The organism is Sphingomonas sp. G-3-2-10 (assembly GCF_012927115.1).
Lineage (GTDB): Bacteria > Pseudomonadota > Alphaproteobacteria > Sphingomonadales > Sphingomonadaceae > Sphingomonas.
Genome location: NZ_JABBFY010000002.1, coordinates 123,553 through 135,768, shown reverse-complemented (window position 1 = coordinate 135,768; position 12,216 = coordinate 123,553). Strand labels below are relative to the sequence as shown.

Below are 12,216 nucleotides of genomic sequence, written 5' to 3'. Positions count from 1 at the left end.
CGATTGACGCGTTCCGGAGCTTACCTATGCTGATCGGGATCAAGCGTGTGGAGAGTAAGATGTCCGAAGCCCCAGCCTTGCCGCCCGTCCGCCGGGTGGGGCAGCGATCCACGCTCGCATACGGGTTCGGCGCCGCCGCTTACGGGGTGAAGGACTTCGGTTTCTCCACCTTTCTGCTGCTGTTCTACAATCAGGTTCTGGGGCTTCCGGCCGCGCAGGTCGGATTCGCGATCATGTGCGCGCTGATCCTCGACGCTTTCATAGACCCCCTGATCGGCTTCCTTTCGGACAACACCCGCAGCCGCTGGGGACGCCGCCATCCGTGGATGTATGCGGCGGCATTGCCGATCGCGGCGGGATGGCTGCTGTTGTGGAACCCGCCCGAGCTGTCGCAGGATGCGATGCTGGTATGGGTGTTCGCCACCTCGGTGCTCGTGCGTACCGCCATCTCGGCCTACGAAGTCCCGTCGCAGGCGCTGACGCCTGAACTCTCCGCCGATTATGACGAGCGGACGCGGCTGACTGCCTATCGCTATCTGTTCGGCTGGGCCGGGGGGATGGTAACCTTGTTCGTCACCTATACCTGGCTCATGGCCGGGCCTGACGGGCAGCCGGATCAGCTCAACCGCGCCAATTATGCCGGCTTCGCTTTGTTCGGCGCGGCGGCGATGCTGCTGGCGATCTTCACCTCCGCGATCGGCACGCATGGCGAGATCAAGAGGCTGCCCAGGCCCGAGATCGTCACCAAGCCGCTCGGCACCCATTTCCGCGAGCTATGGGCGACGATCCGCAACCGGGCGTTCCTGATCCTGATGCTCGCCGGGCTCTGCTATTATTCGGCGCAGGGGATCAGTTTCGCGCTGGCCACTTATCTCTACGTCCATGTCTGGCAGTTCGACACGGCGGCGTTCGGCACGCTGGCGCTCAGCCTGTTTCTCGGCGTCAGCGGCGCGTTCGTGATCGCCCCGCGCGTGGCGAACCGCGTGGGCAAGCCGGTGGCGGCGATGGTCTTCATGTTCTCCGCTGCAGCCTTGCTGGCGACGCCCTATGCCCTGCGCCTCGCCGGGCTGTTTCCAGCGCCCGGCGATCGGGTGATGCTGCCGCTGTTGCTCACCTTGTTTGCATTCAACACCGGCTGTGGCGTTTCGGCGACGATGCTGGGCGCTTCGATGATGGCCGATGTGGTCGAGGATTCCGAAGCGAAGACCGGGCGCCGGTCCGAAGGCGTATTCTTCTCGGGCGCCTTTTTCATCCAGAAATGCTGTAGTGGTCTCGGCATCTTCGCGGCGAGTCTGATCCTCCATTTCGCCGGCTTCCCCAAAGGCGCGAAGCCCGGGACGGTGGGCGTCGAGGCGATCGACCGGCTGACGCTCTACTTCATCCTCGCCTATCTCGCGCTCGGTTGGGCGGCGGCGCTGATCTACCGCTTCTTCCCCTTCGGGCGCGACGAGCATGCCGCACGGGTCGCGGCGCTGGCCAAGGGCGAAGCCGGCTGATCGCGTCGACCGAGGGTTTTGGCTGCTCCTGACGTAAGCGCCCGCCGAAGCCTGTCGAGGCTCCGGCGGGCACCCTTTCCTCCCCAGGAAAGACGTTCGCGCTGGTTGGCGCGATATCGGGGCTGCGTCAGGCGGCGACGCGGCCGAGGCGGTGGTACAGGTTCGAGAACTTCACCGATTCCGGCGAATCCTTGACCTGCTGAAGATGGGAACCGACGGCTTCGCGGATCAGGCGGAAGTCTTCGGTCGAGAACACGGCGCGGCTGCGCTGGGGTTCGGTGGTCATTTTAATCACTCCTCTCAGGCTGCTTGCTGTTTGAACTGGTCTGCTTCGGTGCTCTCGGCGAGCGCGGTGGTCGAACTGTTGCCGCCCGCGACGGTGGTGGCGATCAGATCGAAATAGCCGGTGCCGACTTCGCGCTGGTGGCGGGTCGCGGTGTAGCCGTTCGCTTCGGCGGCGAATTCGGCCTGCTGCAGCTCGGAATAGGCTGCCATGCCGCGATCCTTGTAGCCCCGGGCCAGCTCGAACATGCCGTAGTTGAGCTGGTGGAAGCCCGCGAGGGTCACGAACTGGAACTTGTATCCCATCGCGCCGATTTCGCGCTGGAACTTGGCGATGGTTTCCTTGTCGAGCTTGGCTTCCCAGTTGAAGCTGGGCGAGCAGTTATACGCCAGCATCTTGTCGGGATATTCCTTCTTGATCGCTTCGGCGAAGCGGCGCGCATCCTCGAGATTGGGATAGCTCGTCTCCCACCACAGCAGATCGGCATGCTCGGCGAAGCTCAGGCCGCGCTTGATGCAATGATCGACACCGGTGCCTTCCTTCAGGCGGAAAAACCCTTCGGGGGTCCGCTCGCCGGTCAGGAACTCGTGATCGCGCTCGTCGATGTCCGAGGTGATCAGCTTGGCGCTTTCCGCGTCCGTGCGGGCGCAGATGATCGTCGGGACACCGCACACGTCCGCCGCCAGGCGAGCACTGTCGAGGTTGCGGATATGCGCCTGGGTGGGGATCAGCACCTTGCCGCCCAGATGGCCGCACTTCTTCTCCGAAGCGAGCTGGTCCTCATAGTGCACGCCCGCTGCGCCGGCCGCGATATAGGCCTTCATGATCTCGAAGCAGTTCAGCGGGCCGCCGAAACCGGCTTCGGCATCGGCGACGATCGGCGCGAACCAGTCGCGGGTCGCGCCGCCTTCGCTATGCTCGATCTGGTCGGCGCGCTGCAGGGCGTTGTTGATCCGCTTGCACAACTCCGGACCGGCATTGGCCGGGTAGAGCGACTGGTCGGGATACATCGACGAGGCGGTGTTGGCGTCGGCGGCGACCTGCCAGCCGGACAGGTAGATCGCCTGCAGGCCGGCGCGGACCTGCTGCATCGCCTGATTGCCCGACATCGCGCCGAGCGAGTTGATGTACGGCTCGTTCTTGAGCAGTTCCCACAGCTTCAGCGCGCCCTTGCGAGCCAGCGTGTGCTCGACCGCGAACGACCCACGAAGCTTCGCCACGTCGTCGGCGGTGTAGGGACGGGTGATCCCGTCGAAACGGCCAGCCGGCGCGGGAACCAGATCTTCGAAGGTCGTCGTCATTGTGTATTCCTTGACTGGATAGGCGTTGCTGTCCCAGTTTGGTTGACACGGTTGACACCTAGATTGGAGAATATTCCCCCGCCGATGAGGTGGTGTGGTTGTTCAAGCTTGTGAACTCTGTTGTCGTGATGTAACTTATTTACAATCCACTCTGATCGACGTTCGATTCGAACATAAGCAGAACTTTGGTGTGTAGGACATGGCCGATCGCAAGATTTTCGCCGGGCATGCGGTCAAGCGGCTCCGTCGCACCCTCGGGTTGACGCAAGCGGCGATGGCCGAGGCGCTGGAAGTCTCGCCCAGCTATCTCAACCTCATCGAGCGCAACCAGCGTCCGCTGACCGCAACCCTGTTGCTGCGCCTTGCCGAAACCTATGATTTCGATCCTCGCGCCCTGACCGCCAGCGAGCCGGGTGGCGGAGCCGATGCGATCCGGCGGCGGCTGGCCGACCCCATGTTCGCCGATCTGGAAGTCGACCGCACCCAGGTCGAGGAATGGCTGGCTGGCGCGCCGGGCGGGGCGGAAGCCTTTGCCCGCTCCTATGACCGGATGGGATCGGGCGGCGCATCGCCGGACGAGACGCCCGATCCGGCAGGTGCTGTCCGCCGCGAGATCGAGCGATGGCGCAACCATTTCGCCGATCTCGACGCTGCCGCCGAAGCGCTGGCCGACGAGCTGCGGCAAGGCTCGGGCGAGCTTTATGGCGCGATGGCCGAGCGGCTGCGGGTGAAGCATCAGCTGTCGGTGCGCATCCTGCCGGCCGACGTGATGCCGGGGCTGGTCAAGCGGATCGACCTGCACGCGCGGCAGATCCAGCTTTCCGAGCTGCTCGGTCCCGAATCGCGGACGATGGCGCTCGCCGAGCGGCTGGCGCAGGAAGCGGGCGCCGAGATTGAGGGGCTGGTGCGCGGCGCGGGCCTCGATCGCACGGGGGAGCGGCTCTATCGCCGCCACCTGACCGGCTATTTCGCGGCGGCCCTGGTGATGCCCTATGCCCGGTTCCTGCGCGCGTGCGAGGCGACCGGATATGATGTCGAACTGCTGATGCGGCGCTTCGGCGCGAGCTGGGAGCAGGTGGCGCACCGGCTGACCACCTTGCAGCGCGTCGGCGCGCGCGGGCTGCCCTTCTTCATGATCCGGGTGGACCGGGCCGGGCAGGTGTCGAAACGCTATGGCGGGGCGAGCGGATCGCCGCTGGTCGAGGGGCAGGGCGTGTGCCCGCTCTGGGGGCTGTTCGACGCGTTCGAGCGGGCGGGCGACGTGGCGACGCAGCTGGTGTCGCTCGAAGACGAAAGCCGCTGGCTGACGACCGCGCGGATGGTGACGCCGCCGGGAGCGCGGGCGGGCGGCGTGCGCGCGCGGTTCGCCGTCGGGCTGGGTCTCGCGGCGAAGGATGCCGGCACGCTGGCGGCGGCGCGTGGACTGGATCTGGCGAGCGGTGCGGTGCCGATCGGCCTGGGATGCCGCGCCTGCACCCGCCCCGATTGCGCGCAGCGGTCGGCGGCGCCCGCGACGCGAGCGCGCACGGTCAACGAGCGCGAGGCGGGGCTGTCGCCCTTCGGGTTTGCGGGGGATTGACGGAGCGCGCGTCGGGCATCACCCATCGGGCATGATGACCAAATTCGCAGTAGCTACACTCGCCGTGTTCCTCGCCACCGTGACACCGGCGGCTGCCCAGAATTGGAACTCTGCGCCGGGGCTTTCCCAGGACTGGCTCAAGCACGATATGGGCGACGAAGGCTGTGTGGTGGCCAATATGACCGAGGGGCATTCCTTCGGCTATCTCAAGCTGCGCGCGAACGGTGTGGTTACCGAGAGGGTGGCGTTCTCGCCTGAGGGTTGGCCCGAAGGCGGCGTTGCGAGCTTTCCGGCCAGGTTCATCGCCGATGGGCGCGACATCGGCGCGATCACCTTGACCCGGACCAAGACCGGAATGTGGGAAATGGAATTCAAGTGGCGCGACGAGACGGCGCGGCACGAGTCATTCGAGTTGCGGCTGAGCGAGTATCCCGGCGTCGATCCGTTCGTGGTGAATTTTCCAATGGACGACCGCGCCGCGGCGCTGGCGCAGGTCAAGGCCTGCTAATAGGCGTTGGCGATCCGCATGCGGACCGTCACCAGATCGCCCAGCACGATTCCGGTTGCCTTGCGCACCGCCACCTTGAGCGGAAGCAGATAGGCGCCGTCGCGGGGGAACAGCGAAGTACGGAACGAGATGCCGCCGATCTCCGCGGATACCGGGACCACGCCCCAGCCATAGCTGGCAAGCCGGGCGGCGTAGCGGACTTCGCCGGTATGCTCTTCGGGCACCGCGACGAAGACGAATGGGGCAGGGCCGCGCCATTCGAAGGCTTCGGCCGTGAAGCGGACATCCGCGAGGATCTCGCCCGACGGCATCATGCCAGCGTCAGATAGATTTCCGCCTCGATCACCCAGTCGCCATCGATCCGCCGCCACTTGGCGGTGTAGGCGCCCGAGGCGAGTTCTTCCCCGGATGCCGCGAACACGCCCTGCCAGGCCCCGTGCTCCATCGCGATCGGCTCGACCGGGGAGATGACGATCGTGTCGGGCGTGCGGGTGTAGATCACCCGGTCGGGCGAGGCGAAATTCTTCTTCCAGATGTCGAGCTGCGCCTTGCGATCGGTGCGGATCGCGCTGTCGGTGCCGGTGACGATCACCGAATTGGCGGCGAGGATCGGGCGGATCGCGGCGAGATCGGCTTCGGCCAGCGCGCGATTGAACGCGGCGCGGCGCAGGCGGATGGCGAGGTCGGGGCTGGTTTCCATGCCCTGTCCCTACAGGCTCGGCGTGCGATCGGGAACCGGGCGGAGGCGGCGCGGGTTCGCATCGGGAGCGGATTTTTTCGCGAGTTTCGGAGAGCGCAATGGAAACCATGCAACTGCATCGCGGCAGGCTGATCGACCATATCCAGCTGGTCGTGGCCGACCTGTCCGCCAGCCGAAAATTCTACACCGCGCTGTTCGAAGTGCTCGGCCTGCCTCTGAGCGGCGAGGGCGAGGATTATTTCTGGGTCGACGAGCTGTTCATCTCGACCGCGGACAGCGAGGCCGCAGCGGGCAAGCTGACCGGACGGCACCATATCGCGTTTCAGGCGAAGGACCGGGCGATGGTGGAGGCGTTCCACAAGGCCGGGCTGGCGGCGGGCGGCAAGGACAATGGCGCGCCGGGCGAACGCGCCTATCATCCCGGCTATTACGGCGCGTTCCTGATCGATCCCGACGGCAACAATATCGAAGCGGTCTATCATGGCGAGGCCGAGCAATCGGCGGAGAGCGTCGTGGTGACCTTCGCTATGTAGCGCTCGCCTCGCGGCGGACGCGCCTCAGCCATTCGGCGCGCATCTGCGCCGGGCGGCCGGGGATCGGATCGTCGAGAAATTCCGCTTCGCGGATGCGGTCTAGCCGGAAGCTGCGATAGTCGCCGCGCAACTCGCACCAGCCGATCAGGATGCGACGCGCGTCGAGATAGCCGATCATCAGCGGCCAGACGGTGCGCTCGGTGACCGCGCTGCTTTCGTCGGCATAGCCGATGCGCAGCTTCCTGGCGGCGCGGATTTGCGCACGAAGCTGTGCGGCGTCGAGGCCGTCTTCGTACCGGTCCCATGCCGGTGCGGTGCGGGCGGTGGGATCGGCGATGAAGGGGCGCAATTCCTCGGGCAGCACATTCTCGATCTTGGCGAGTACGTCACGGGCGGCGCGGGCGAGCGCGGGATCGGCATGGCCCGCGACCCAATGCGCGCCGAGCGCCACGGCGTCGATCTCGTCGGCGGTAAGCATGAGCGGCGGCAGGTCGAACCCGCCTTCGAGGACATAGCCTATACCGGCCTCGCCCCGGATCGGCACGCGCTGGCCGATCAGCGCCGCGATGTCGCGATAGACCGATCGTTTGGAGGTCTCGAGCTCCTCGGCGATCGCATCGGCGGTGATCGGACGCGCGGTGCGTCGCAGGATCTGGACGATCTGGAACAGGCGGTCGGCTTTTCTCATTTTGCGGACCCTACTGCCATGCTGCTGACACCATGCTGGCAGCAGCATGGCAGTAGGTCCAGCCTCGTCAGTGCAAACGAGGAGATGCGAGATGATGAAGACCTATCAGGGCAGCTGCCATTGCGGCGCAGTGAAATTCGAAGCCGACATCGATCTCGCGGCCGGCACGGGCAAGTGCAACTGCTCGATCTGTACCAAGCGGCGCAACTGGGGTGCGCTGCTCAAGCCCGATCAGTTCCGTCTGCTTTCGGGCGAGGAGGTGCTGCGCGAATATCGCTTCGGCACGATGCAGGGTTCGCACCGCTTCTGCGGCAATTGCGGCTGCGCGCCGTTCAGCGAAGGCAATGTGCCCGAGATCGGCGGCGCGTTCGTATCGGTGCAGGTCATGTCGCTCGACGATGCGAGCCATGAGGAACTGGCCGCCGCGCCGGTCAACTATGGCGACGGGCGCAACAATAGCTGGTGGACCGAGCCGAAGGAGAAAGCGATTCTCTAAAGGCCCGCGTCGCAGAGCCGGTCGAGCTGATCCGGGGTCAGCGTCAGGTCCCATGCGCGGAGCAGGTCTTCGAGCTGTTCGCTATTGGAGGCGCTGGCGATCGGGGCGGTGACGCCGGGCTGTGCCATCAGCCAGGCAAGCGCGATCTGGGCCAGCGACGCGCCGGTCTCCGCCGCGACGGTGTCCATCGCGGCGAGAACCGCAGGCCCCTTGCCGTCGATCAGCTCGCTCATCCGGCCGCCGCGCACGCTCTTTGCGGTGTCTTCGGCGGTGCGGTACTTGCCTGTCAGATAGCCGGCGGCGAGGCCGTAAAAGGGCAGGGCAGCGATGTTGCGGGTGACGCAAAGGTCCTCGAGCTCGCCTTCATATTTGTGGCGGCTGACGAGGTTATATTCGTTCTGAAGCGCGCGGTAATGCGGCAGGCCTTCCTTCGTCGCAATGTCGAGCGCCGATTTGAGGCGGGCAGCGTGGAAGTTGGACGCGCCGATCGAGTGGACCTTGCCGGCATCGATCAGCTTGCCGAACGCAGCGAGGGCATCGGCCTGCGGCGTCGCGTCGTCGTCCTGATGGGCATAATAGAGATCGATCCGCTCCACCCCGAGCCGCGCCAGCGACGCTTCGGCCGCCGCGGCGATGCGGGCGGGGGCGAGCTTCTCGCCGCCTTCGCCCGGCAGCATTCCGACCTTGGTGGCGATCAGCACGCGATCGCGCTTGCCGCTGCTCTTGAGCCATTCGCCGATGATCGTCTCGGACTCGCCGCCCTGATGTCCCGGCACCCAGGCCGAATAGACGTCGGCGGTGTCGATCAGGACATTGCCGATCTCGGCCACGCGATCGAGGATGCGGAAGCTGGTCGCCTTGTCCGCGGTCCAGCCGAAGACGTTGCCGCCCAGCACCAGCGGACGGATCGAAAGGCCGGACGTGCCCAGCGGGCGGAGATCGCTCATTGCGCTGCGGACTCGTTGGCGGGTTCTACCGCGTTGATGTCGGTCGCGGCAGCCGCCTCGTCGAGCTGGCGGGCCTCGCCGCGCGTCACTTCGCCCGGACCGGGATCGCTGTCCGACTGGCAGGCGGACAGCGCGAGGGCTGCGATCAGGGCGAGCGCGCGCATCTTATTCGTCGCCGCTGCCTTCCTCGACGGTCGTGTTGCCGGCGGGGATGGTGGTGTTGTCGTAGCTGATCTCGGCGTTGGCGAAGGCGGAATTCACATCGTCCACGGCTTCGCCCATCGTGTTGCTGTCGCCGCCGATCAGCTCATTCGCTTCGAGCGCTTCGTTCGGCGCCTTCTTGCCGCAACCGGCAAGGCCGAAGGCAGTGAGAGCGAGGACGGGGACGAGGAGGGCCTTGCGCATGATATTCTCCGGACGGAACTGTGGCCTGCTGGCTACCCCGGCGCGCGGGGGCGGGCAACTGCGTTGACCTGATATAAAGATATCTTTATATCTATATCCCACCATGAATCAGGCTCTCGGCATTTTCCGCGCGCTGGCGGACTCGACGCGGCTGCGCATCCTTGCGCTGCTGCGGGCGATGGAGCTGTCGGTCGGCGAACTGGCGCAGGTGCTGGGGCAGAGCCAGCCGCGCGTGTCGCGCCATGTGAAGATATTGTGCGACGCGGGCCTTGCCGAGCGGCGCAAGGAAGGCAGCTGGGTGTTCGTGGCGCTGGGCGAAGGCGGGCGCACCGAGCCGGTATTTGCGGCGCTGGACGCGTGGCGCGAGCCGAACCATTGGGCCGTGGCCGACGAAGCGCGGCTGGCGGCGGTGCGTGCCGACCGGGCAAGCGCAGCGAACGAATGGTTCGAGGATCATGCCGGAGACTGGGACGCGATCCGGTCGCTCCATGTCGCGGAAAGCGAAGTCGAGGCCGCGATGGGCCGCGTGCTGGGAGAGGGCTCGCTAGGCAGCCTGATCGATATCGGCACGGGCACCGGACGGATGCTCGAACTGTTCGCGCCGCGCGCGGAGCAGGCGCTGGGGATCGATCGCTCGTCGGAAATGCTGCGCCTGGCGCGGGCCAAGCTGGTCGACGTCGCCAATGCCGAACTGCGTCAGGCGGACCTCTATGCGCTGCCGCTGCCCGATGGCGGCGCAGACACGGCGATCCTGCATCACGTGCTCCATTTCGCGCAGCAACCCGGTGCAGCAATTGCCGAAGCGGCGCGTGTGCTGGGGCCGGGCGGGCGGCTGCTGATCGCCGATTTCGCACCGCACGAACGCGAGGAATTGCGGTCGAAGGACGCCCATGCGCGCCTCGGTTTTTCTGACGAACAGATACTTGGCTGGTTCGAAGCGCAGGGGCTGGCCCCGGTGCTGATCGAGACGCTCGAGGGCGGGGAATTGACGGTGAAATTGTGGCTGGGTCGCAAGACCGGTCAGGAGACGGGGAAAGTGAAGGCGGCATGAGTAACAAGGTGGACCCGTACGCAGCGCCGCTGTTCGCGGACGTGGCGGGCGATATCGACGTGTCGTTCGAATTCTTCCCGCCCAAGACCGAGAAGATGGAAGAGACTCTGTGGGAGTCGATCCAGACCCTGTCGCCGCTGGGGCCGCGCTTCGTCAGCGTGACCTATGGCGCGGGCGGCACGACGCGTGAGCGCACGCACAACACGGTGGCGCGGATCGCGCGCGAGACTTCGATCCCGGCGGCCGCGCACCTCACCTGCGTCGAAGCGACCCGGGAAGAGATCGATCAGGTCGCCAACGAATATTGGGAAGCCGGGGTGCGCCACATCGTCGCGCTGCGCGGCGATCCGCCTCGCGCGGGCGAGAAGTACAGCACGCATCCGGGCGGCTATGAGAACGCCGCCGATCTGGTCGCTGGCCTGCGCAAGCTCCATCCGTTCGAGATTTCGGTCGCGGCCTATCCCGAATGCCATCCGGATTCGCCGCACGCGGCCGCCGATCTCGACAATCTGAAGGCCAAGATCGACGCCGGCGCGAACCGCGCGATCACCCAGTTCTTCTTCGAGCCCGAGACCTTCTTCCGCTTCCGCGACGATGCCGCGAAGGCCGGGATCACCGCCGAGATCGTGCCGGGCATCATGCCGGTGATGAGCTTTGCCGCGGTCACCAAGATGTCGGCGATGTGCGGCACCGACGTACCGAAATGGATGGGCAAGCTGTTCGAGGGTCTCGACGACCATCCGGCGGCGCGCCAGTTGGTCGCGGCGACGGTCGCGGCCGAACTGTGCCGCAAACTCTATGCGGGCGGCGAGCGGGCGTTCCACTTCTACACGCTGAACCGAGCCGAGCTGAGCTACGCGATCTGCCATTTGCTGGGGGTTCGGCCGAAGGTGTTGGAGCCGGTGGCGGCGTAACCAGATAAGCCCCTCCCCTTCAGGGGAGGAGTTGGAGGTGGGGGATTTCTCGCAGAGACCGCCGCTCGTGAAGACTGCCCCACCCCGACCCCTCCCCTGAAGGGGAGGGGCATTAGAAGGTGAAGAAGAATGACCCCACGCGAACGACTGCTGGCCGAAGCCGCCAAGCGCATCCTGATGACCGACGGCGCGTTCGGGACCGAGATCCAGAACTGGAAGCTGGCCGAGGCCGACTATGCCGGCGCGCTGGGCCTGAGCCACGACCAGAAGGGCAACAACGACATCCTCGCGATCACCAAGCCCGAAGTGCCGGAGACGATCACGCGCGAATATCTCGAGGCGGGATCGGATATCGTTTCGACCAACACCTTCTCGGCCAACCTGATCAGCCAGGCGGACTATGGCGCCGAGCATCTGGTGAAGGAAATCAACGTCGCGTCGGCGCAAATCGCGCGCCGCCTCGCCGACGAATATGAAGCGAAGGACGGGCGTCCGCGCTTCGTCGCCGGGGCGATCGGACCGACCAACAAGACGCTGTCGCTGTCCCCCGACGTCAACGATCCGGGCTATCGCGAGATCGATTTCGATTACCTCAAGGACGTGTATCGCGAGCAGATCGATGCGCTGGTCGAGGGCGGGGCGGATTTCATCCTGATCGAGACGGTGTTCGACACGCTGAACGCCAAGGCCGGGATCAAGGCGGCGATCGAAGCGGGCGAAGCCTTGGGCCGCGATTTGCCGATCATGATGTCGATGACGCTGACCGATCTCTCCGGGCGCAACCTTTCGGGCCACACGGTCGAGGCTTTCTGGCACGCGGTGCGCCATGCGAAGCCGATCACGATCGGGCTGAACTGCTCGTTCGGCGCGGAACAGCTGCGTCCGCACGTGAAGACGCTGAGCGGCATCTGCGACACGCTGATCATGGTCTATCCCAATGCCGGCCTGCCCAACGAACTCGGCGCCTATGACGAGATGCCGGTGACCACGGCGGGCCTCGTCAAGGAATGGGCCGATGCGGGTCAGGTCAACATCCTGGGCGGCTGCTGCGGTTCGACTCCGGCGCATATCAATGCGATCGCGGAGACGGTGGCGGGGCTGGCCCCGCGTCCGATCCCGGCGGCCGAGGTACGCACCAAGCTGGCCGGGCTCGAGCCGTTCACGATGGCGGCTGCCTGAGTTCTAAAGCCCTCACCCCGACGGGGAGAGGGTTGGGAGAGGGGCAGGACGCTGCCCGGATCCCGACGGTGATTGAGACAAGACACACTGCCCCTCACCCCGACCCTCTCCCCGGAGGGGAGAGGGAGCTAAGAAG

At 65.9% G+C, this 12,216-nt stretch carries 16 protein-coding genes; 8 read left to right on the top strand and 8 right to left on the bottom strand.

All coding sequences use genetic code 11. The features are described from left to right. Positions 1 to 59: 59 nt before the first annotated feature. A complete protein-coding gene (locus HHL13_RS17205; RefSeq protein ID WP_169557145.1) occupies positions 60 to 1,496 on the top strand; it encodes an MFS transporter in 1,437 nt (478 codons plus the stop codon). 127 nt (positions 1,497 to 1,623) lie between these two features. Here HHL13_RS17205 and HHL13_RS17200 read toward each other — a convergent pair whose 3' ends face one another. Together HHL13_RS17200 and aceA are read right to left on the bottom strand one after the other, a co-directional pair. Beyond that, complete coding sequence (locus HHL13_RS17200) at positions 1,624 to 1,782, bottom strand: hypothetical protein (RefSeq protein ID WP_169557144.1); 159 nt, start codon at positions 1,780 to 1,782, stop codon at positions 1,624 to 1,626. Between the two features lie 14 nt (positions 1,783 to 1,796). Further along, positions 1,797 to 3,080, bottom strand: coding sequence for an isocitrate lyase (gene aceA / locus HHL13_RS17195; protein WP_169557143.1), 1,284 nt, complete (start codon positions 3,078 to 3,080; stop codon positions 1,797 to 1,799). Between the two features lie 199 nt (positions 3,081 to 3,279). Here aceA and HHL13_RS17190 point away from each other — a divergent pair, with 199 nt between their 5' ends. After that, entirely contained in the window at positions 3,280 to 4,659 is a 1,380-nt protein-coding gene (locus HHL13_RS17190; protein WP_169557142.1) for a helix-turn-helix transcriptional regulator, read from the top strand. Positions 4,660 to 4,690: 31 nt separating this feature from the next. Beyond that, a complete protein-coding gene (locus HHL13_RS17185; RefSeq protein WP_169557141.1) occupies positions 4,691 to 5,167 on the top strand; it encodes a hypothetical protein in 477 nt (158 codons plus the stop codon). Here the strand turns inward: HHL13_RS17185 and HHL13_RS17180 are convergent. Both HHL13_RS17180 and HHL13_RS17175 read right to left on the bottom strand, forming a co-directional pair. After that, positions 5,164 to 5,481: a DUF1905 domain-containing protein gene (locus HHL13_RS17180; RefSeq protein WP_240953883.1), complete on the bottom strand. Its 318-nt coding sequence runs from the start codon at positions 5,479 to 5,481 to the stop codon at positions 5,164 to 5,166. The two genes, HHL13_RS17185 and HHL13_RS17180, sit on opposite strands and share 4 nt — an antisense overlap. Beyond that, entirely contained in the window at positions 5,478 to 5,867 is a 390-nt protein-coding gene (locus HHL13_RS17175) for a nuclear transport factor 2 family protein (RefSeq protein WP_169557140.1), read from the bottom strand. Before HHL13_RS17175 ends, HHL13_RS17180 begins: the two co-directional genes overlap by 4 nt. A gap of 107 nt (positions 5,868 to 5,974) precedes the next feature. On the opposite strand from HHL13_RS17175, the gene HHL13_RS17170 reads away from it, so the two are divergent. Beyond that, positions 5,975 to 6,400: a VOC family protein gene (locus HHL13_RS17170; protein ID WP_206377147.1), complete on the top strand. Its 426-nt coding sequence runs from the start codon at positions 5,975 to 5,977 to the stop codon at positions 6,398 to 6,400. Here HHL13_RS17170 and HHL13_RS17165 read toward each other — a convergent pair. Further along, entirely contained in the window at positions 6,393 to 7,088 is a 696-nt protein-coding gene (locus HHL13_RS17165; protein WP_169557138.1) for a YafY family protein, read from the bottom strand. The two genes, HHL13_RS17170 and HHL13_RS17165, sit on opposite strands and share 8 nt — an antisense overlap. Positions 7,089 to 7,179: 91 nt before the next feature. On the opposite strand from HHL13_RS17165, the gene HHL13_RS17160 reads away from it, so the two are divergent. Then, the gene (locus HHL13_RS17160; protein WP_169557137.1) at positions 7,180 to 7,584 is read left to right on the top strand and encodes a GFA family protein; all 405 of its coding nucleotides are present in this window, start codon (positions 7,180 to 7,182) and stop codon (positions 7,582 to 7,584) included. Here HHL13_RS17160 and HHL13_RS17155 read toward each other — a convergent pair. The 3 genes from HHL13_RS17155 to HHL13_RS17145 are packed head-to-tail and all read right to left on the bottom strand — an operon-like array spanning position 7,581 to position 8,936. Continuing rightward, the gene (locus tag HHL13_RS17155) at positions 7,581 to 8,531 is read right to left on the bottom strand and encodes an aldo/keto reductase (RefSeq protein WP_169557136.1); all 951 of its coding nucleotides are present in this window, start codon (positions 8,529 to 8,531) and stop codon (positions 7,581 to 7,583) included. The two genes, HHL13_RS17160 and HHL13_RS17155, sit on opposite strands and share 4 nt — an antisense overlap. Next, on the bottom strand, positions 8,528 to 8,695 hold the full coding sequence (locus tag HHL13_RS17150) for a hypothetical protein (RefSeq protein ID WP_169557135.1): 168 nt from the start codon (positions 8,693 to 8,695) through the stop codon (positions 8,528 to 8,530). The genes HHL13_RS17155 and HHL13_RS17150 overlap by 4 nt, the downstream gene beginning before the upstream one ends. 1 nt (position 8,696) lies before the next feature. Further along, the gene (locus HHL13_RS17145; RefSeq protein ID WP_169557134.1) at positions 8,697 to 8,936 is read right to left on the bottom strand and encodes a hypothetical protein; all 240 of its coding nucleotides are present in this window, start codon (positions 8,934 to 8,936) and stop codon (positions 8,697 to 8,699) included. Positions 8,937 to 9,039: 103 nt separating this feature from the next. Here HHL13_RS17145 and HHL13_RS17140 point away from each other — a divergent pair, with 103 nt between their 5' ends. From HHL13_RS17140 to HHL13_RS17130, 3 genes are all read left to right on the top strand, one after another. Then, a complete protein-coding gene (locus HHL13_RS17140; protein ID WP_169557133.1) occupies positions 9,040 to 9,987 on the top strand; it encodes a metalloregulator ArsR/SmtB family transcription factor in 948 nt (315 codons plus the stop codon). Continuing rightward, positions 9,984 to 10,901, top strand: coding sequence for a methylenetetrahydrofolate reductase (metF, locus tag HHL13_RS17135; RefSeq protein ID WP_169557132.1), 918 nt, complete (start codon positions 9,984 to 9,986; stop codon positions 10,899 to 10,901). Before HHL13_RS17140 ends, metF begins: the two co-directional genes overlap by 4 nt. 129 nt (positions 10,902 to 11,030) lie before the next feature. Then, positions 11,031 to 12,080, top strand: coding sequence for a homocysteine S-methyltransferase family protein (locus tag HHL13_RS17130; protein WP_169557131.1), 1,050 nt, complete (start codon positions 11,031 to 11,033; stop codon positions 12,078 to 12,080). The last annotated feature ends 136 nt before the right edge of the window (positions 12,081 to 12,216 follow it).